Raw genomic sequence first — 19849 nt, forward strand, 5'->3', positions numbered from 1 at the left:
CGCTAGACCTCCGGCGGTCCGTCGGGGATGGCGCGAAGCTCAACTACCTGCGCGTACTTCACAATGCTTGAACAGATCTCCACCGCGCGCTCCTCGCTCGCGACATCAACCACCCAGTAGCCCACCAGTGATTCCTTGGACTCGGCGTAGGGGCCGTCAGTGGTGATGACGCCGTCCGGGGTCTGCTTGACGAGCTTCGCAGTGCTGCCGTCGGCCAGCCCCGCGTTGAAAACCAGCTCACCGGAGTCGGTCAGGTCCTTGTCGATCTGGATCATGAACCCGATCATTTCCTTGATCCACTCCGGATCGGCAGTCGCCATCATGCCCTCGGCCGACCCGAACATCATGATCATGTATTTCATCTCAAACTCCTTGTGAGGGGCGCCCTTTGTGGGTGCCTTCACTCATGGGTCGGAACTGCGGTGGGCTTTTCTACATGGCTCGGGAAATTCTTTTCAAAAGTTTCAGGCCCGCGCAATGACCTCGCCGTTGGGGATGAGGAAGTACCCGTCGTCGGTGGCTCCCCAGCGGTGCCAGCCCGCGGCGATCCGGGCAAGGTCGGCCTCGTTGGCGAAACCGTACTCCAACGCCTGCTCAGCAAATGCGGAATGGAGCACCCTCTCGCTCCAGACCCGCGACTGCCAGGCGCGCTGCTGGGCCGTGGCGTAGAGCCAGTTGCTGCTGGTGGGAGCCACTTGGGTGAATCCAGCTTGCTGGGCCCACGAAACCAGGCGCCGGCCGGCGTCGGGTTCTGCTCCATTGCGGCGGGCGATCTTCTGGTAGAGCTCCATCCAGTCGTCGAGCTCCGGAACTTCGGGGTACCAGCTCATGCCGTGGAAATCAGCGTCGCGCACGGCAACGATCGCACCGGGCTTGGCCACCCGCCGCATCTCGCGCAAGGCGGCGACGGGGTCGGTGAGGTGCTGGAGGACTTGGTGGGCATGGACGAGGTCGAAGGACTCGTCCTCGAAGTCGAGATCGTAGATGTTGCCGGTCCGGAAGGTCACGTTGTCAACGCCACGCTCGGTGGCCAGCTCGGTGGCCTGGGCGACGATATCCGGCGAACGGTCCAAACCGATCACTTGACCGGGTGCAACCAGCCCGGCGAAATCGCAGGTGATGCTCCCGGGTCCGCACCCGACGTCTAGCACTGAAGTCCCGGCGGTGAGATGGGGAATCACAAACGCGGCCGAATTCTCGACCGTCCGTGAGGCGTGGGCCCGGACAACCGACTCGTGGTGTCCGTGAGTGTAGACATCTTCAGGCTGCTGCGCGTTCATAGGGAAACGCTACAACTTGGAAGTCGGATTTAGGTGGAGCGCGTTGCCTCGGGTTGGGATGCTTCCTCGCGCGCGGCGAGGGTTGCTTCCACCATGTCCGTCATGAAGCGGGTGACAAGCTCCAGTTCCTCGGAGCTGTAGGCAGCCATGGCTTTGCCCATGCGGATGGCCAACGGCATGAACATGGCGCTTCCGTCCCGATAAGCCTTGGGCGTCATCTGCAGCTGGACCTGCCGGCGGTCCGTGCCGAGCCGTTCGCGCACAACGTGCCCGGAGGCGTGCAGGCGATCAACCAATGCCGTGGTAGCGGGGGAACTGAGCCGGAGTTCGGCGCGGAGAACACCCGGTGTAACCACTTTGCCGGCCGCGGAGTGGCGCATGATGACGGCGAGTGCATTGAGGTCCGTACGGTGCATGTCGTTCCGGCCACCGGCTGCGTCAACGTAGTGGTTTGCTTCGAGGGTGAAGTCCTGGAGGAGCCGCACCAGTTCTTGGGGAGCTGCGTTTTCGGGGCGTGTGGCTGCTGTGTCCGACATATCCGCCCTCCTGCCAGCGTTTGTCTGGTGATTACTGCCTTCCGGATATTACTCCAGCAGTGAAGGATTTTGGCATCCTGTGATCCAACCCTTGGAATAGTTCCATCATAGAGATAATCTGTGATGGAATAAAGGCCTCAAGCATCCCCACAGAAGAAGGACTCATGAACTCGCGGAAAGTACCGTTCTGGCTGCGCTGGCTGATCCCCGTGGTCCTGGTCGTCACGTGGCTTGGCATCGCCGGCATTGGCGGCCCTACCTTCGGGCGGCTGGAAGAAGTTTCCTCCAACGACCAAGCCTCGTTTCTCCCCGCAGGCGCCGAAGCCACGGAAGCGGGCGACTGGCAGGCCAAGTTCCGGGACTCTGAAGAGATCCCCGCCGTGGTCATCGTTGAGAGCGATGCTGCGTTCACCCCGGCCCAACTGGGCGAAGCAGCCCAGCTGAAAGCCGACATTGAGGCACTCAAGCTGGGGAGCGCCGTCGTCGGGCCCATTCCGTCGGAAGACGGCAAAGCCGTCCAGTTCGTCGTTCCAATGGCGTCCTCCGATGAACTCCGTGAGAAAGTCCAGGAACTGCGCGACGTCGTCCAGCCCGGGGCGCCCGACGGCATGAAGGCCTTTGTCACAGGACCCGCGGGCTTGACCGCCGACCTCGTCAACGCTTTCGGCGGGATCGACGGCATCCTGCTCCTGGTTGCCTTGGGGGCCGTCTTCGTGATCCTGCTGCTGGTGTACCGCTCCGTGGTGCTGCCGCTGGCGGTGCTCTTCACCTCGGTCTTTGCCCTGTGTGCCGCCATTCTGCTGGTGTTCGGCATGGCCAAGGCAGGCTGGATCCAGCTGAACGGCCAAAGCCAAGGCATTCTGTCCATCCTGGTGATTGGTGCGGCTACCGACTACGCGCTGTTGTACGTGGCCCGCTTCCGTGAGGCACTGACCCACACCGCCAACCGCACGCACGCCGTGATCACGGCGTGGAAGGCATCGTTTGAGCCGATCCTCGCTTCCGGGGCCACCGTGATCATCGCGCTGCTCTGCCTGCTGTTCTCCGACCTGAATTCCAACAAGGCGCTGGGCCCGGTGGCCGCTGCCGGCATCCTTTGCTCTTTGTTCGCTGCGCTCACGCTCCTGCCCGCGCTGATGGCTTTGCTTGGCCGTGCAGCCTTCTGGCCCTTCCGGCCCAAGCTGCTGCCCGACGACGAACGCGAACCTGAGATTGTCACTGGACTTGAAGGGCAAAAGGGACTGTGGCGCGCCACGGGTCGTCTGGTCTCCAAGCGGCCGCGCGTTGTGTGGGTGGCTTCGGTGCTCCTGCTCCTTGCGGCCTCCACCGGTCTGATGCAGTTGAAGGCCAACGGTGTTCCTCAAACGGATGTCATTCTCTCCGCTTCCGACGCAGTGGACGGACAGGAAGCATTGGCGCGCCACTTCGACGCCGGCAGCGGCAGCCCCGCCGTCGTGGTCGCCTCGGAAGGTTCCGCGCAGCAGGTCCTGGACAAGGTCAAAGCGGCCGACGGCGTGGGCGACGCCTACCTGCTGGCTGACGGAAACGTGCCCATCACCGGCGCTCCCGGTGCTCCTGCTGACCCGGCGGTGCGCGACGGCAGGGTCCTGATCAATGCGACGCTGAACTCGGCCGCGGACTCCATTGAAGCGGAAGAAGCGGTGAAGTCGCTGCGGGTGGCCGTCAAGGAAGTCGACGCCGACGCGTTGGTGGGTGGCGTCACGGCCACCGCCCTGGACACGAACACCACGGCGCAGCGCGACCTCGTGGTCATCATCCCGATTGTGCTGATCGTCATCCTGTTTATCCTGATGCTCCTGCTTCGATCCGTGGTGGCACCGGTGTTGCTGGTGCTGTCCGTGGTGCTTTCCTACGGCGCCGCGATGGGTGTCTCGGCATGGGTGTTCAACGGGGTCTTCGGATTCTCGGGTGCCGATGCCACCGTGCCGTTGTTCGGCTTCGTGTTCCTGGTGGCACTGGGCGTGGACTACAACATCTTCCTGATGAGCCGTGTCCGCGAGGAGTCGTTGAAGCATGGGACCCGCCCGGGAATCCTGCGGGGGCTGGCTGTTACTGGGGGTGTCATCACGTCCGCCGGTGTGGTCCTGGCCGCTACCTTCGCCGCACTTGGGGTCATCCCCATCATGTTCCTGGTGCAGCTCGCCTTTATCGTGGCGTTCGGTGTGTTGCTGGATACCGTGTTGGTCCGGTCTTTGCTGGTACCTGCCCTCGCGTACGACATCGGCAGCAAGATCTGGTGGCCGAGCAAGCTGGGGCGTTCGGCTTCCGCGGACGCTGTTCAGCCTCGCGAAGAAGAGGCACCGGTGGGTCGCTAGGTGTTAGCCGTCCACCGGCGAGCGGCGCTCGAGCAGCAGGGTGTCGCGCCATTGTCCGGCGGCGGGTTCGGTGCTCATGCGAGCGATACGGTTCCCGCCGCCCGACGATGGCAAAACGGATGGCCTGATGGTCAACAGCGCCCCGCGGGCACCTTGTTCTGTTTCTGTTTGTCCCGCGACCGGCGCACCTTTTTGCGCTTACGTCGCCGTTTCTCCTGGCTGCTGAACGGTGGCCGGGGTGTGCCCCGAAGCGGGCCGCTCCAATAATGCCCTCCCAAGAGGACACCAGCCAGGGCACCGTACGTCCACACGAACGGAAGAGCCATCTGGCTGGTATTACTTCCCAGGAATGCCAGCAAAAAGAACTCCACGGGGATGATCAAAAGGAGTGCGTTCCTGGTCGCGGCCGATGGTGGAAACCGGAACAATGCCCAGCCGCAGATCAAGGCGCCTGCCAAAACGGCGCCGACTGCCGCCGTCGGGCTCTGGAAGATGAAGTGGGCAAGGCCGGCCCCTATCAAGACGGCCGCGCAGGATCCATTAATTAGCGCCTGACGCTGGCCTCCAACGGATTCCTTGCCGGCTTCGATGCTTCCACTGGGTTTCTTCCCCGCCGGACTCCTTCTTCCTGACCACGGGTATCCACTTGCAATTCCCCCGGCGATGACACCCAAGAACCACGATGCGGCGGCAGGAATCCCTAGACCGTCCTCAAACGAAAGCGCTGAATAGGATGCCAAGGGCAATGCACAGAGCATCAGCATGGAAGCGCGCGATGACTGGGGCAGTACCCGAAAGAGGAGAAAGGTGTAAGTCGCCCCTGGGGCGAAGAACAAGGATGCCCCAAGCAAGGTGCTGTGGGCCATCCACACAAAGGTGGCCAAAATGACCGCGATCATTCCGCCGTAGAGGATCCGCGGATCCCACTGTTTTGACTTCTTCTTCACGTCAGCATTCCCCCCGGGATCAAGGGTAGATCAGACGGTGACGGTGTTCCGTTCCCGGTAACCGTCCGCGGCGTAAACACCCAGAACGCGGACCTCGGTAGTGAAGAACTCCAGTTCTTCCAAGGCCCGGCGGAGACGGGCGTCTTCGGGGTGGCCTTCGACGTCGGAGAGGAACATGGTGGCAGCGAACTCGTCGCCCACCATGTAGCTTTCCAGCCGTGTCATGTTGAGGCCATTGGTCGCAAAGCCACCCAGTGCTTTGTAAAGGGCCGAGGGAACGTTGCGGACCCGGAAGACGAAACTGGTGATCGCAGGGCCGGGCAGCTCGTCCTTGGTAGGGAGCTCGCGTTCCCGGGCCAGGACAACAAAGCGGGTGGTATTGGTGGGATCGTCCTCGACGCCGGAAGCCAGGACTTCGAGACCGTACAGGCCAGCGGCGAGAGGCGGAGCCAGGGACAGCTTGCGGGGATCATTCCAGTCCCGGACCTCGCGGGCTGAACCGGCAGTATCGCCGGCGATCACGGGCTTGAGCCCCGCTTCCCGGATGATCCTGCGGCATTGCCCCAGGGCATGGATGTGGCTGTGGACTTCGGTAGCTCCCTCGATGGTGCTGCCCGGAATACCCAGAAGGTCGAAGCGAATGGGCAGGAAGTACTCGCCAACGATCTGCAGCTTGGACTGGGGGAGCAGGACATGGATATCGGCCACACGCCCGGCGATGGAGTTTTCGATGGGAATCATGGCCAGATCGACGTCCCCGGTGGACACCAGTTCAAAGGCGTCCTCAAAGCTTGCGCACGGCACGCTCTCGAGCTCGGGGAACATTTCCTTACAGGCAAGATCCGAATTGGCTCCGGGCTCACCTTGGTACGCAATCTTCTGGGCCATGGTGCTCATGGTTACACGCGGAGCACCCGGCAACCCAAACGAGTCCACCCTGTGACTGGACAAGTGGGTGCCACCGACCCTAGGTTCGCAACAAGGATTGGGGGCGGCCGATGGCGACTGCGACAGCGTTCAGAAGTAGCGCAACAAACAATGTCAACGAACAGCGGGTTGCAAGGTTTGCGGGCACGTCCATCGGCCTGTTCACGCTCGTTTGGGCCTTCCTGCTATCAGCGTTATTGGGCGAGAATGTGCTGGCATCAGAGCCGTGGCACCTCGCGTCCCATGGGTTGAGCCTTCTTTCAGCGCTCGCCGTCTACCTCTACTGTCGAAGGCTGGCTCACCGGACCGGCGCGTCCGGGCTCATGTGCTTTGTGGCCGTTGCCTTCTTCTTCGCCGACGTCGCCTTGGGGTTCCAGTACAGCCCGTTCTTCGGTGCCTCGCTCCTGGCGTGGGGCGCAAGCGCCCGGCGACCGTTACTCGCAGGGGCCGGAGTCGTTGCTGTGGCAGCGGCGATCCTGATCCGCTGTGACCCGTCGTGGGCCGGCGTTGCAATGGTCGGGTGTGGGGCGGTCATCCTTGCAGCCGCCCTTCTCCCCGCGTCAGTTCGATTCTTCCCGCGCTAGATCGAGGCCGAAGTGCCGTTTCATTTCCGTCACGCCGAGTTCGGTGATCTTCAAGGCCCGGCTTTGAGGAATGGGAAGCACCCAACCGCTGGCAAGGGCATGCCTGCAGATCGCCCCGCCCACCAGCCCAGCTGCATGGTACTGGCGCCCGGTCCAGTCCAAGCAGGTTCGTATCAGCGGTCTTGTTCCTGCTCGCTCGATTGAGATTCCGGCCCGCGCCAGATCCTGCTCACCTTCGGGGGTCAGCCGTACCCCGGAGTCGACGTTAATGATGTTCCTGGCGACGAGGGCGCTCATCAAACTGACCCCCAGGTCCCCTGCAAGGTGGTCGTAGCACGTGCGGGCCCGCCTCAGGGCTTGGTCGCGAGTGATGGATGTGTACGAGCGGCGATTGCTGGGAACCGGCACGACGTGGCTGGCCATGGTCTCGATCAGCTCCGCGATCCGGGCATCTTCCAGCCGCACGTAACGGTGCCTGCCCTGGCGTATCTCCGCAAGTATCCCTGCTCCGATGAGCTTGTTGAGGTGCTCGGTGGCTGAAGACTTCGGCACCTGGGCGTAATGTGCCAGTTCGGAGGCGGTCCATGCGCGCCGGTCCAAGAGCGTCAGGCAGAACGTCGCACGAGTCTTGTCAGCAAACAGTGCAGCCAGGGAAGCAAACCCTTCTCCAGCAGGAAGAACGTCGGTAGCCATGCATCCATTATTGGCCCTGCATGGTTCGGTCAGCGCCGAACCGTTGGCGCCCTACGCTTCTAAACCATGTCATCGCATATTGAATTGGAACCCAAAATCCTTTACTTCGGCACACCCGTGGTCTTGGTTTGCACTGAGAATTCCGATGGATCCTTCAACCTCGCGCCGATCTCCTCCGCCTGGGCCCTTGGCCGCACCATTGTCCTGGGATTAGGGGAAGACGGGCATACCATCAGCAACCTCCGCTCACGCCCGGAGCTGACCTTGAATTACCCCGAGCCCCACCTTTGGCCGGCTGTCGAGCGGCTCGCTTCACTGACAGGAGCGAATCCGGTGCCACCGACGAAACCTGCCCGGACTACCTTCGAGGCCAACAAGTTTGCTGCCGCCCGACTCAGCAGCCAGGGCTCGGTTGGTGTTCGTCCGCCGCGCGTAGAGGAGTGCGGCATTCAACTTGAAGCCCGCGCCACAAGCATCTCTGCATCCGGTGCAGGAGAATTTGCGGTCGTCGAATGCCAGGTGGAGAAGATCCATGTGCACGAATCCTTGGTCCTGCCCAATACCCAGCACATTGATCCGGCTCAGTGGGAACCGCTGATCTACAACTTCAGGCACTATTTCGGGCTCGGGCCGGAACAAGGCTTCTCCTACCGTTCCGAGACCCCGGCCGGGACCCCGGGAACCCCAACCAAGCAGCAGCTAACGCCCTGAGGGGAAAGCCCAAAGGGCGTGAGCTGCTACCTGGTTTCGGGATGGTGCCGTCAGCCGTTGATGACCTGCGGGACCCCCAAAGCCTTGAGGCCCTCGGCTCCGAACTCCAGGCCATAGCCGGACTGCTTCGCGCCACCGAACGGGACGCGGGGATCCACGGCTCCGTGCTTGTTGATCCACACGGTGCCGGCCTGGATACGGGAAGCGACTTCGCGCGCGGCACCCAAGTCTGAGGACCAAACTGAGGCGCCCAGTCCGACGTCGAGCGCGTTCGCCTTGGCGACTGCCTCGTCAACGGTGCTGTACTTGATGATCGGCAGCGCCGGGCCGAACTGTTCCTCAGCTACCAAGGGGTTGTCGTTGTCGATGTCGGCCACCAGCGTGGTGGGGTAGAAGTTGCCCGGCTGGTCGTGTTCGGGGTTGCCACCGATCAGCACGCGGGCGCCGGATTCCTTAGCGGCCTCCACCAGCCTGGCTACGATGTCGTACTGCTGCCGGTTCTGCAGCGGGCCCAGAACGTTGTTCTCATCAAGGCCGTTACCCATCGGCATAGCCGCAGCAACAGCAGTGAGCTCGGAGCACACAGCGTCGTACTGGGACTCGTGCACGTAGAGGCGCTTCAGGGCCGCGCAGGTCTGGCCTGTGTTGATGAATGCGCCCCAGAACAACCCCTCAGCAATGGCCTTGGGATCGGAATCGGGCAGGACGATGCCGGCGTCGTTGCCACCGAGTTCCAGCGTGAGTCGCTTGACGGTATCGGCCGAGGAGCGAATGATCGCCTTGCCCGTGGCGGTGGAACCGGTGAACATGACCTTGCCAATGGCGTCGTGTGAGGCCAGCGCTTCGCCAACGTCGCGCCCGCCGGAGACCACGGAAAGCAGGCCTTCCGGCAGTTCCTGGTTGATGATCGAGGCCAGTGCCAGCACGGACAGCGGGGTGTACTCGGAGGGCTTGACCACCACGGCGTTGCCCATACGCAGCGCCGGCGCGATCTGCCAGACGGTGATCATCATGGGCCAGTTCCACGGGCCAATGGCACCCACGACGCCGATGGGCCGGTAGTGCAGTTCGGCGCGGGTTTCGCCATCGTCCACCACGGTTTCAGGATCAAGCGGCGTGGCAGCGGTGGCCCGAAGCCAGGCGGCGCACGCGCCGACTTCGAAGCGCGCGTTCGGCCCGTTCAGGGGCTTGCCCTGCTCGCGGGAGAGGAGTTGGGCGAGTTCTTCGGCGGAACGTTCGACGGCGTCGGCCGCCTTCATGAGCGCAGCGGACCTGGCGTCGTGGCCCAAGGCAGCCCACGCAGGTTGGGCGGTAGCGGCGTCGGTGATGGCGGCTTCGAGGTCCTCGACGGTGTGAACAGGGGCTTGGCCAACAGCCTCGCCCGTGGCCGGGTCAAGGATGGTACGGCTGTTCTGGCCAGTGGCCGGGGTGATCGAGGCCAGCAGGGCGTCGTAAGTCTCCATTGGTACTCCGCTCGGGTAGTAAGTCTTGGCGGCCAGTGAGGCGCGCGGCGATGTTTACAGTGTGGTCGGCGTCACGCGCCTGGGCCTTGTCTATGCACGAACAGCCCTTGACGGGAAGCGAACGCTTTCCGTGCGTGCCGCCGTGCCCGATAATCGAGCTTGTGACTCTTGCTTCCCTTGCAGCCTTCGCCGGTCTCTGCCTCGTCTTGTCCGTCACTCCCGGTCCGGACACATTCCTCGTGCTGCGGATCGCGCTGAACCGGCCCAGCGCGGGAATCGCTGCGGCCGCCGGGTCTTCAGCGGCGGCGATCGTCTGGGCCGGGCTGGTGGGTGTTGGCCTGGCCGCCATCCTGGAGCAGTCCGCGGAATTGTTCCGCTGGGTCAAGATCGCAGGCGGCCTGTACTTGCTGTATTTGGGCGTTTCCTCCTTCATCAAATCCCGGAAAGCGGCCAAAGCGGGTGTCGACGGTTCTGCCCCGGAGGCGCCCCTCCCGTACAGCCGGCTTTCCGCGCTGGGAGCAGGGGCACTGTCCACGCTCCTCAACCCCAAGGTTGGCCTGTTCTATCTGGCCGTGGTCCCGCAGTTCATCCCGCACGGCGGCGACACCATGGGCACCTCGCTCATCCTCGGCGTCGTGGTGGCTGTCATCGCCTTCGCCTATCTTTCGATGATCGCCGTCGTCGCGTTCAAGGCGATGCGGTGGCTTAAGCGCCCCAAGCTGAGCACCGTCGTCGAGCATGTCAGTAGCGGCGTGATCGCCGGGCTTGGCGTCGGCGTGGTGGCCTCGGGCGCCACCAGCTAAGCCGCTAATTCAGCGAGATCCGCAGACGTTCCACGCCCTCGGCGCCTTCCGGTACCTGTTCCATCAACTCCGGTTCATTTGCAAGGCGACCAAGCATGTTGGCCAGGTGCTATGAATATGTAATGGGGGGCGGCGCTGTGTAGATTTCATATTCATAGCGCTTCCGCTACCAATATGTAATAGGGGCCGGGTAGAGCCCGGCGCTACGAACTAAGCGGCCAGCAGTGCCAGGTAGTTATCCAGCTGTCCGGAAAGATCCTGGGAGAAATGCTCTGCGGGGGAAAGCGCGGCGACGATCTGCGCCCCCAGCATCATGTTCAGCAGGTGATCGGCGACGGCGGCGTCCCCGATGGGGGCTTTGATCTCACCGGCCGCGCGGGCTGCTGCGGTGTGCGCGGTGATGGTGGTGTGCCACTGGCTCATGGACTCGCTGTGGAGCGCAGCCATGTCAGCGTCGTTGAGGGCCTTCTGCCAGAACGGAATCACAATGCGGGCCTCGTTGACGCGTTCCTCATCCAGCGGCAGAACTTCAGCGCAGAATGCGCGGAGTGCCGTCACGCCTGACAGCCCCTCGGTCATGGTGGCGATGCGCTGATTGGTGCGGTTGAAGACGTGGCCGAACGCCGAGGTGAGCAGCAGGTCCTTTGTGGGGAAGTAGGGCTTGAGGGCGCCGTTGGCGAAGCCTGCTTCCTCCGCGATTTCCCGCATGGTGGCACCTTCCATGCCCAACCTGGCGATGATCCTCCAAGTTGCGTCCACCAGTTCGAGGCGTCGTTGATCGTGGTCAACAATCTTTGGCACTGGAGGGGCTCCCAAAAAAATAAATGGCGGACAGGTCTTGTGACCCATCTTACGTTTTGGTTATTCTCTACACCTATAGAAAATAAATCCTGACCCATCATAGGTCCCGGACAAGAGGCAGCCATGACGCCCACAGCAACTGAGACAGTAAACCAGTACGGCCTGGCAACGGGCGCCGAAATTTCGCAGGTGCAGGGGATCTTGCAGGCCGCCGGTCTCCTCGGTGACGGACACCGGATCGCCTACCTTGGGCTGGTGGACCCGTCCCGCAACCAGCCGGAGCAGGACCGCCGCTTCCGCGCCTTCATCCACGACATCTCCGGCGGGGCACCCGCCGACGTCCTGGTCTCCGTGACCCGCGGCGAGATCCTCTCCGCAACAGAACTGGACACCAAGGTCTCCGGCGAACTGCCCGTCCTGGAAGAGGAATTCGAAGTAGTGGAGACGCTCCTCGCTACTGATGAGCGCTGGCTCGCCGCGCTGGCAGCCCGGGACCTGGACGTTGAAAAGGTCCGTGTGGCTCCGCTGTCCGCGGGCGTCTTTGAGTACGCCGAAGAGAAAGGCCGCCGCATCCTCCGCGGTCTTGCGTTCGTACAGGATTTCCCCGAGGACAGCGCCTGGGCCCACCCCGTGGACGGCCTAGTGGCTTACGTGGATGTGGTCAACAGAGAAGTCACCCAGGTCATCGATCTCGGCGTCATGCCCATCCCGGCGGAGCACGGAAATTACACAGACCCCGAACTGACCGGTCCGCTCCGCGAAACCCAGAAGCCCATCAGCATCACCCAACCAGAAGGCCCCAGCTTCACGGTCACGGATGGGAACCACGTGGAGTGGGAGAAGTGGAGCGTGGACGTAGGCTTCGATGTCCGCGAAGGAGTGGTCCTCCACAACCTCGCGTTCCAGGACGGCGACCGGCTCAGGCCCATCATCAACCGTGCCTCCATCGCGGAAATGGTGGTGCCCTACGGAGACCCTTCACCCATCAGGTCCTGGCAGAACTACTTCGACACCGGCGAATACCTCGTAGGCCAGTACGCCAACTCTCTGGAACTGGGTTGCGACTGCCTGGGCGACATCACCTACCTCAGCCCCGTCATCAGCGACGCCTTCGGCAACCCCCGCGAAATCCGCAACGGCATCTGCATGCACGAGGAAGACTGGGGCATCCTTTCCAAGCACTCCGACCTCTGGACCGGTATCAACTACACCCGCCGCAACCGCCGCCTGGTGATTTCCTTCTTCACCACCATCGGCAACTACGACTACGGCTTCTACTGGTACCTCTACCTGGACGGCACCATCGAGTTCGAAGCCAAGGCCACCGGCGTCGTGTTCACCAGCGCGTTTCCTGAAGGCGGATCGGACAACATCTCACAGCTGGCCCCGGGACTGGGTGCGCCCTTCCACCAGCACCTCTTCAGCGCGCGCCTGGACATGGCCATTGACGGGTTCACCAACCGCGTGGAGGAAGAAGACGTGGTCCGCCAGGCAATGGGCGAAGGCAACGAGCGCGGCAACGCGTTCTCCCGCAAGCGCACACTCCTGGCCAGAGAAACCGAAGCCGTCCGTGAAGCCGATGCGCGCGCAGGCAGGACGTGGATCATCTCCAACCCGGAGTCCAAGAATCGTCTTGGCGAGCCCGTCGGCTACAAACTCCATGCAGAGAACCAGCCCACGCTGCTGGCTGACCCTGGCTCGTCCATCGCGAAGCGCGCTGCTTTCGCCACCAAGGATCTGTGGGTCACGCGCTACGCCGACGAGGAGCGCTATCCCACGGGCGACTTCGTGAACCAGCACTCCGGCGGTGCCGGCTTGCCGGCCTACGTCGCCCAGGACCGCGAGATCGACGGCCAGGACATCGTGGTGTGGCACACCTTCGGCCTCACGCACTTCCCGCGTGTGGAAGATTGGCCCATCATGCCCGTGGATACTGTCGGCTTCAAGCTACGCCCGGAAGGCTTCTTCGACCGCAGCCCGGTGCTGGACGTGCCGGCCAGCGCCTCGGGTTCGAGCTGCCACAGTTCCGCTTCAGCCGCCCACGCCGAAGGGCGTGGCGAACATGGCGAGCCCGCTGGGCATTGCCACTAAAACGCAATGGGACATCCACAATGACAACAACGGCAGGACGGGTCCGGGGCTCCGGGCCTGTCCTGCACCCCCGGATCTGCGCGGCCCTCACGGCTGTCTCCTGCCTGGTGCATCTGTGGCTCGCAGGCGCGGGACACCACCAGGCCTGGCTGGGCATCCTGATGATCGGTTTGGCGGCCGTCTGCATTCCCTGCACCGTTCACATCTGGCGCCACAGCAAGGTGGGAGCGCTCCATCAAGTGACCATCTCGGCTCTGGCGATGGTGGGGCTCCATGCTGTCCTGCTGTTGGGCGCGGGCGGTTCCGGACACGCTCACGGTGGGGGACCGTCGTCGAACGTTGGTGACACGTCCGGCGCCGTCGGACTTTTGCTGGTCATCGGACTGGAAATCACGACGGCGTTACTCGCCGCCACGCTGGTAGCACGCCTGCGGCGCTCGCGAATGACCAGAGTAGCTGTAGCCTCCTGAGCTACCCGTGCAGCGAGACCCGCGTCAGCTTGTCCGGGTTGGACACTTGGCGCAGTTCACGGATGCTGCCATCCGATCCGGTGTTGATCACCAGGATGTCGGAGCGGCCATGATGCCTGAGCACCAAGGCCGCATCGCTGTTGACCTCGATGACCCAAGCACGTACCGGCTGCACGGGATCGAAAAGCACCGCTTTCCCGAGGATGCCCGCAAAAAACCGCGCAATCCTGGCCGCCCCGAACAGCGGGTTCATGGCGCTCTTGACCTTGCCGCCGCCGTCGGCCCAGAGAACGGCGTCCCGATCCAGCATGGCGACAACCGTGTCAATCTCACCCAGCTCGATGGCACGAACCAGCTTCTCCAAGGCTGCACGATCCTTGGCCCGGGGAGCGGGGGCTTCAGGATCGATCTCGAGGCGACGTTCGGCCCGTGAAATCATCTGGCGGATGGCGGCAGGGGATTTTTCCAGGATGTCCGCGATTTCCGGGGCGGACATTGCGAAGGCCCGGTGCAACACGAGCGCCGCCCTGGCCTCAGGCGCCAATTGCTCGGCCAGGTGCAGCAGGGTCAAGGACAGGAGTTCGCGGTTGGCTACGGTTTCTTCCGGAAGTTCGGACGCATCCACTGGTTCGGGCAGCCAAGGCCCGGTGTACTCCTCGCGCACTGCGGCGAGTTGTCGAACCCGGTCAATAGAGCGCCGCACACAGACAGTTGTCAGCCACGCCGGCCAGGAATCCACGCCGACCGCATCGGGTTTGCGTTCCCGCTGCACGGCGTCGATCGCCACCTCGGAAACGACGTCCTCCGCATGCCCGAAGTCGCCGAGCATTCTGTAAGCGATCCCCAGGAGGCGATTCCGTTCGCTCTGCCACGCCGACGTGGCTGACACCGCAAGAGTCATGCTGCCAACGCTACCGTTCAGACCAGCGGATTCTTCTCATCTACCGGCGGCTCCATTTGCGTGCTGACGGCGATCCTGTTCCACACATTGATGGTCGAAATTGCCAGAATCAGGCCACCCATCTGGCTGTCGTCGAAATGGGTGGCAGCAGCGTTCCAAATCTCGTCCGTGACTGTCTCCGGGCCCAGCTGGGTTACGGCATCCGTCAGGGCAAGTACGGCCTGTTCGCGAGCGTCGAAGAACACTTTCGAATGCTGCCACGCCGCCACGGCATGCAGCTTCCTCTCCGGAATCCCGCGCTTCCGGCCGTCCGTGGCATGCATGTCCACGCAGAAGCCGCAGCCGTTGAGTATGGAGGCGCGAAGTTTGATCAGTTCATAGAGATCTGGATCGACCGACTTGCGGGCATAGCCTTCCAGCCCGATGACGGCGGCGTAGCCGAGTTTGTTGCTGCGGCCGATATTGATGCGGGTCATGCTGACGTCCCTTCAGAGATGGTGCCTTACAACAGGGATGTCGGATACTGGGCCGAAAGTGTGACAGCTGCGGCAAATTGTTAGAGTCAGTCGATGCGCGCAGTAGTTTTTGATGAGGTCCGGACCCAGCCCGACGTCAGGGAAGTAGCCAAGCCCAAGGCCCCCGTTGGAGGCGTGGTGGTGAAAGTGCTGGCGACAGGCATGTGCCGCAGCGACTGGCACGCCTGGGCAGGCCACGATGACATCGCAATGCCCCACGTACCGGGTCACGAGCTCGCAGGTGTCATCGACGCCGTCGGGGAAGGCGTCCAGCACTGGAAGGTGGGCGACCGCGTCACCGTGCCCTTCGTCTGCGGATGTGGCACCTGCGAATGGTGCCTGGCCGGCGATGCTCAGGTCTGCCCGGACCAGCAGCAGCCTGGTTTCACCCATTGGGGTTCCTTCGCCGAATTTGTGGCCCTGCACGCCGCCGACAGCAACCTGGTTGCCATTCCTGACAGCGTTGAATATACGACGGCGGCAAGCCTCGGCTGCCGCTTCGCCACCGCTTACCGTGCGTTGGCAGCCCGTGCGCAAGTGAAAGCCGGAGAATGGGTCACTGTAGTTGGCGCCGGCGGCGTAGGGCTGAGCGCTGTGATGATCGCCAAGGCCATGGGCGCACGGGTGATTGCCGTGGACCGGAACCCTGAGGCTTTGGCCGTGGCCGCACGCTTGGGCGCCGAACATACTGTCCTTGCTGATGGTGCGGATATTCCGGCCGCAGTCAACGTCCTTTCCGGTGGGGGCAGCCACGTGGCGGTGGACGCCGTCGGGAGTGAACAGACCTGCGCCGACGCGATCCTTAGCCTCCGAAGGCGCGGCCGCCACGTCCAGATTGGTTTGTTGCCGTCCATCGACGGCAACCCGCAAGTTCCCATGGCGCGGGTGATCGGTTGGGAACTGGACCTTTTGGGCAGTCACGGAATGGCCGCTGTGGACTATCCGGGCATGCTGGCGCTCATTGAACAGGGTGCGCTCCAGCCGCAGATGCTCATCGAACGCACCATTGGCTTGGAAGAAGCTGCTGCACTGCTGCCTGGCTTCGACAAGGCCAGCCCTGCCGGAATGACCATGGTGGACCCGGCTCTGTAAGTGCTTCCCCCTAGTTGGGTGAGTCCGCAGGGCGGTTCCGGTAGGCGGCGAGGAAATGGTCGATCCGGCGCACTGCTTCCTCGATGTCCTCCACGGCGGGCAGGATCACGAAGCGGAAATGGTCGGGCGTGGGCCAGTTGAAAGCGGTGCCGTGTGAGACCAGGATCTTCTGCTCCTGCAGGAGCTGGAGGACAAACTTCTCGTCGCTCTCGATGGGATAGATCTCCGGATCCAGCTTCGGGAAAAGGTACATGGCACCGGCTGCCGGAACGCAGCTGACGCCCGGGATCGCGGTGAGGAGTTTCCAAGCCAGATCCCGCTGATCGCGGAGCCGGCCGCCGGGACGAATGAGCGCTTCGATGCTTTGGTATCCACCCAGGCATGTTTGGATGGCGTGCTGGGCAGGGACATTGGCGCACAATCGCAGCGAGGCCAGCAGCTCCAAGGATTCCCGATAGGCCGCGGTGGCCGTTAGAGGGCCGGTGACGGCAACCCAGCCGGCGCGGTACCCGGGCATTCGGTACGCCTTGGACAACCCGCTGAACGTCAGGACGCAGACGTCGTCAGCAACAGCCGCCGTATGAATATGCGGTGCGTCCACGTACCGGATCTTCTCGTAGATCTCGTCCGAGAACAGGACGAGGTCGTGCTTCCTGGCAAGCGCGGCGAACTGCTCCAGAATGTGGCGCGGATAGACAGCGCCGGTGGGGTTGTTTGGGTTGATGATGACGATACCCTTGGTGCGCGGGGTGATCTTGGCTTCGACGTCGGACATGTCCGGCCACCAGTTCTCCTCCTCATCGCACAGGTAATGCACGGGGTTGCCGCCGGTGAGCGTCACGGCCGCGGTCCACAGTGGGTAGTCCGGGGCGGGGATAAGGATCTCGTCACCGTTCTCCATGAACGCCTGCAGGGTCATGGAAATGAGCTCGCTGACGCCGTTGCCAATGAAGACATCCTCGACGCCGATGGTCATCAGTCCGCGCGTCTGGTAGTACTGCGAGATGGCGGTGCGGGCTGAGAAGATGCCCTTGGAATCGCTGTACCCCTGAGCTCCGCGGAGATGGTGGATCATGTCCACCACAACAGACTCCGGTGCCTCCAGCCCAAATGGTGCTGTGTCCCCGAGGTTCATCTTGAGGATGCGATGCCCCTCGGCCTCCATGGCCTTGGCCGCTTGGAGGATGGGTCCACGGAGTTCGTAGCGGACATTCTGGAGTTTGCTGGAGTGCTGCATCGGACGCATGGTTGATCATTTCATGGGAGCGGCCTGCCCGAGTAAATGGTTCCGGAATCAGTGCCCAATGATGCCAGTATCAGAGCCAACGAATGGTCACAGGAAGTCTCCTAATGCTGGCCGAAACTTCCCGTTCAGTGCCGTCCACCGCAACAGCGAAGTGCTGAAGCTCGTCGGCGGACGCCAAAACCTCAAAGTGCCCGGTCGCATCACTGACCGCGGCCGTAGCCGATGAATGGGCGTGGATATAAGCGTCGGGGATGCCTTTGTTGTGTGCGTCCACCAGCCTTCCCCGGATCCGGCGGCCAGCAGCCGGTTTGCCCGTGACAGGTTGGGCGGGAAGGTCGGAAGGTTCTTCGAATCGGAGGGATACCGGGATGCGCACCAGGAACCCCAGACCTTGCTGGATGGCCCCGGAGTACTCCTCGGGCCGAAACTCGCCGTTGGACACTACGGAGTACTGGCTGTGGAGTTCCACGGCCAGCAGCAATTGCTCCATGTTGTCCAGCTGTTCCGGACCGTGACATTCCACGGCCACCCTCAGCTCAAGATCCAGGACAGGCCCTTCGCGCCGGGACCTGCCCACGCGGTTGAGCGTGACGGCCCGGACGGTGACCGGAGCGTCAGGTGGGGGAACGACGGCGGTGGGGGACCCGTCGTCGAACCGTACATGCTGAGGGGCGACGGCGTCGGAAAGTACCCCCAGGAGGTCGGACAGCGACGAACGCACATGGCCCACGGCAGAACCCCAGCCGGACAGAGATCCACTACTTCAACTGGAACTAGGCTACTCCCGCTGTTCTCCGTAGTCACTGGGATTCAGGGGTAACTCCAATCGATCGAGGGGTGGATCAGGCGAGGCCGGGGACTCCGTCGGTGATCGTGTAGGACGACTTGGTGCTGACCGGAGCGCCCGGGGTGGTGACGTAGTCCAACACACGGAAGTCCGCGGTCATGGCGTCCTTGGTGATGCGGGTGTTCACGTAGCCGCGGTTGTCGTTGTAGAACTTCAGGTGGGGGTTCCAGGCCATGGTGGGATCGGTGGTGGACCCCGTGCCATCGCCCGTGGAGGTAATGGACGAGCACACCAGCTCCGTGCCCACCACTGCTGCCGCCGGGTCCTTGTAATCCACCTTGAGCTCTGCGGCCCAGTGCCGGTGAACGTCGCCGGTGAGTACGACGGCGTTGCGCACCTTCGCGTCAATCCACCCTTGGGTGATGCGGCGGCGGGAGGAAGCGTACCCGTCCCAGCCGTCCATGGAGACGTCATCAATGTCCGGTGCCTTGTCCCGGTCCCGCTCGGCGAAGAAAACCTGCTGGCCCAGGATGTCCCACCGCTGGGTGGAGTTCTTGAAACCGTCCAGCAGCCACTTCTCCTGCTCGGCGCCGGTGATGGTGCGGTTCTCGTCCAGGCGTTCGGCCACGTTCTTCCGCCAGCCGTCGCCCGCGAGTTGATCGTCGCGGTACTGGCGGGTGTCCATCATATGGAAGTTGGCCAGCTGGCCCCATTGGATGGTGCGGTAGATCTTCATGTCGAATCCAGCGGGGACCGATGACCGGCGCAGCGGCATGTTCTCGTAGTACGCCTGGAATGCTGCCGAGCGGCGCTGCCGGAAATGCTCCGTGGTGTCGTTGAGCTGGCTCGCGTCGTTGTTCTCGGGGATCTCGTCCGCCCAGTTGTTGTCCACTTCGTGGTCATCCCACACCACCAGCCACGGTGCGATCGCGTGCGATGCCTGGAGATCGGCGTCGGACTTGTACTGCGCGTGCCGCTGGCGGTAGCCCGCCAACGTGCTGGTCTCGGGACCCTCGTGATCGCGCGGGTTGCCCCCGCCGATCACGTAGCTGTCCTTCTTGTATTCGTAGAGGTAGTCGCCAAGATGCAGCACCAGGTCCGGGTGGTCCTCGGCCAGCCGCTTGTACGCAGTGAAGTAGCCGTGCTCGTACTGGGCGCAGCTGGCGAACGCCATGGCCAAGGCAGCGGGAGTCTCACCGGGCGCCGGGCTCGTCAGCGTGCGGCCAACCTCGCTCAGGTGCCGCCCGGTGCGGAAACGGTAGAAGTATTCGCGGCCCGCCCGGAGGCCCTTGAGCTCTGCGTGCACCGAGTGGGCGGTTTCGATCCTGGCCTGTTCGACGCCGCGGGCTACTACCCTGCGCATCGCCGGGTCTTCGGCAACTTCCCATGCGACAGCGACCGGGCGGGAAGGCATGCTGCCCAGTCCGTCCTCGGCCACGGGATTCACCGCCAGGCGGGTCCAGATGACGAAGCCGTCGGGCCACGGTTCGCCCGAGGCGATGCCAAGCGTGAACGGATCGGTGCGGAGACCGGCGTCGTCCGCTGTTGACACCGCGACGGCGGCCTGCGGCATGGCGGCTGACACGCCGGCGACGAGTCCGGCACCCAAGCCGGCTGAAATGAGGGACCTGCGGGAGATTTTTTCCATAAGGTCGAGCCTAGGAAA

At 63.2% G+C, this 19849-nt stretch carries 19 protein-coding genes; 7 read left to right on the forward strand and 12 right to left on the reverse strand.

Annotation, left to right across the window (positions count from 1 at the left end; genetic code table 11):
* Positions 1-2: 2 nt before the first annotated feature.
* The 3 genes from ABIE35_RS19670 to ABIE35_RS19680 form a co-directional block, all read right to left on the reverse strand.
* Positions 3-362, reverse strand: a complete 360-nt coding sequence (locus tag ABIE35_RS19670) for a YciI family protein (RefSeq protein ID WP_354517553.1) — start codon at positions 360-362, stop codon at positions 3-5.
* A 102-nt stretch (positions 363-464) separates the two neighbouring features.
* Positions 465-1280 (reverse strand): methyltransferase domain-containing protein, encoded by an 816-nt coding sequence (locus ABIE35_RS19675; RefSeq protein ID WP_207595141.1) that lies wholly within the window; start codon positions 1278-1280, stop codon positions 465-467.
* A gap of 29 nt (positions 1281-1309) precedes the next feature.
* On the reverse strand, positions 1310-1816 hold the full coding sequence (locus ABIE35_RS19680; RefSeq protein ID WP_354517554.1) for a MarR family winged helix-turn-helix transcriptional regulator: 507 nt from the start codon (positions 1814-1816) through the stop codon (positions 1310-1312).
* Between the two features lie 164 nt (positions 1817-1980).
* Between ABIE35_RS19680 and ABIE35_RS19685 the strand changes: the two genes are divergently transcribed.
* On the forward strand, positions 1981-4152 hold the full coding sequence (locus tag ABIE35_RS19685; protein WP_354517556.1) for an MMPL family transporter: 2172 nt from the start codon (positions 1981-1983) through the stop codon (positions 4150-4152).
* Between the two features lie 977 nt (positions 4153-5129).
* Here ABIE35_RS19685 and ABIE35_RS19695 read toward each other — a convergent pair.
* Positions 5130-5987, reverse strand: coding sequence for a prephenate dehydratase (locus ABIE35_RS19695; RefSeq protein ID WP_354517557.1), 858 nt, complete (start codon positions 5985-5987; stop codon positions 5130-5132).
* Between the two features lie 110 nt (positions 5988-6097).
* Here ABIE35_RS19695 and ABIE35_RS19700 point away from each other — a divergent pair, with 110 nt between their 5' ends.
* Positions 6098-6610: a hypothetical protein gene (locus tag ABIE35_RS19700; protein ID WP_354517558.1), complete on the forward strand. Its 513-nt coding sequence runs from the start codon at positions 6098-6100 to the stop codon at positions 6608-6610.
* Here ABIE35_RS19700 and ABIE35_RS19705 read toward each other — a convergent pair.
* A complete protein-coding gene (locus ABIE35_RS19705) occupies positions 6587-7303 on the reverse strand; it encodes an ArsR/SmtB family transcription factor (RefSeq protein WP_354517559.1) in 717 nt (238 codons plus the stop codon). The two genes, ABIE35_RS19700 and ABIE35_RS19705, sit on opposite strands and share 24 nt — an antisense overlap.
* 66 nt (positions 7304-7369) lie before the next feature.
* Between ABIE35_RS19705 and ABIE35_RS19710 the strand changes: the two genes are divergently transcribed.
* Positions 7370-8014 carry a flavin reductase family protein gene (locus ABIE35_RS19710; protein WP_354517560.1) on the forward strand — a complete coding sequence of 215 codons (645 nt, stop codon included), beginning with the start codon at positions 7370-7372 and terminating at the stop codon, positions 8012-8014.
* Between the two features lie 50 nt (positions 8015-8064).
* Here the strand turns inward: ABIE35_RS19710 and ABIE35_RS19715 are convergent, their stop codons facing one another.
* Positions 8065-9477 carry an aldehyde dehydrogenase family protein gene (locus tag ABIE35_RS19715; RefSeq protein ID WP_354517562.1) on the reverse strand — a complete coding sequence of 471 codons (1413 nt, stop codon included), beginning with the start codon at positions 9475-9477 and terminating at the stop codon, positions 8065-8067.
* A gap of 161 nt (positions 9478-9638) precedes the next feature.
* On the opposite strand from ABIE35_RS19715, the gene ABIE35_RS19720 reads away from it, so the two are divergent.
* Positions 9639-10280 carry a LysE family translocator gene (locus ABIE35_RS19720; RefSeq protein ID WP_354517564.1) on the forward strand — a complete coding sequence of 214 codons (642 nt, stop codon included), beginning with the start codon at positions 9639-9641 and terminating at the stop codon, positions 10278-10280.
* A 210-nt stretch (positions 10281-10490) separates the two neighbouring features.
* On the opposite strand, the gene ABIE35_RS19725 is transcribed toward ABIE35_RS19720, so the two are convergent.
* Positions 10491-11081, reverse strand: a complete 591-nt coding sequence (locus tag ABIE35_RS19725; protein WP_354517565.1) for a TetR/AcrR family transcriptional regulator — start codon at positions 11079-11081, stop codon at positions 10491-10493.
* A gap of 123 nt (positions 11082-11204) precedes the next feature.
* On the opposite strand from ABIE35_RS19725, the gene ABIE35_RS19730 reads away from it, so the two are divergent.
* Both ABIE35_RS19730 and ABIE35_RS19735 read left to right on the forward strand, forming a co-directional pair.
* A complete protein-coding gene (locus ABIE35_RS19730) occupies positions 11205-13172 on the forward strand; it encodes a primary-amine oxidase (protein ID WP_354517566.1) in 1968 nt (655 codons plus the stop codon).
* Between the two features lie 20 nt (positions 13173-13192).
* The gene (locus tag ABIE35_RS19735; RefSeq protein WP_354517567.1) at positions 13193-13642 is read left to right on the forward strand and encodes a hypothetical protein; all 450 of its coding nucleotides are present in this window, start codon (positions 13193-13195) and stop codon (positions 13640-13642) included.
* A 1-nt stretch (position 13643) separates the two neighbouring features.
* Here the strand turns inward: ABIE35_RS19735 and ABIE35_RS19740 are convergent, their stop codons facing one another.
* Together ABIE35_RS19740 and ABIE35_RS19745 are read right to left on the reverse strand one after the other, a co-directional pair.
* Positions 13644-14543, reverse strand: coding sequence for a sigma-70 family RNA polymerase sigma factor (locus ABIE35_RS19740; RefSeq protein ID WP_354517568.1), 900 nt, complete (start codon positions 14541-14543; stop codon positions 13644-13646).
* Positions 14544-14560: 17 nt separating this feature from the next.
* Positions 14561-15019 carry a carboxymuconolactone decarboxylase family protein gene (locus tag ABIE35_RS19745; RefSeq protein ID WP_354517569.1) on the reverse strand — a complete coding sequence of 153 codons (459 nt, stop codon included), beginning with the start codon at positions 15017-15019 and terminating at the stop codon, positions 14561-14563.
* A gap of 93 nt (positions 15020-15112) precedes the next feature.
* Between ABIE35_RS19745 and ABIE35_RS19750 the strand changes: the two genes are divergently transcribed.
* Positions 15113-16150, forward strand: coding sequence for a zinc-dependent alcohol dehydrogenase family protein (locus ABIE35_RS19750; protein ID WP_354517570.1), 1038 nt, complete (start codon positions 15113-15115; stop codon positions 16148-16150).
* A 10-nt stretch (positions 16151-16160) separates the two neighbouring features.
* Here the strand turns inward: ABIE35_RS19750 and ABIE35_RS19755 are convergent, their stop codons facing one another.
* From ABIE35_RS19755 to ABIE35_RS19765, 3 genes are all read right to left on the reverse strand, one after another.
* Positions 16161-17396, reverse strand: a complete 1236-nt coding sequence (locus tag ABIE35_RS19755; protein ID WP_354517571.1) for a pyridoxal phosphate-dependent aminotransferase — start codon at positions 17394-17396, stop codon at positions 16161-16163.
* A gap of 70 nt (positions 17397-17466) precedes the next feature.
* Positions 17467-18126 carry a hypothetical protein gene (locus ABIE35_RS19760; protein WP_354517572.1) on the reverse strand — a complete coding sequence of 220 codons (660 nt, stop codon included), beginning with the start codon at positions 18124-18126 and terminating at the stop codon, positions 17467-17469.
* Positions 18127-18238: 112 nt separating this feature from the next.
* The gene (locus tag ABIE35_RS19765; RefSeq protein ID WP_354517573.1) at positions 18239-19831 is read right to left on the reverse strand and encodes an alkaline phosphatase D family protein; all 1593 of its coding nucleotides are present in this window, start codon (positions 19829-19831) and stop codon (positions 18239-18241) included.
* Between the last annotated feature and the right edge of the window lie 18 nt (positions 19832-19849).

Source organism: Paenarthrobacter sp. 4246, from assembly GCF_040546855.1.
Lineage (GTDB): Bacteria > Actinomycetota > Actinomycetes > Actinomycetales > Micrococcaceae > Arthrobacter.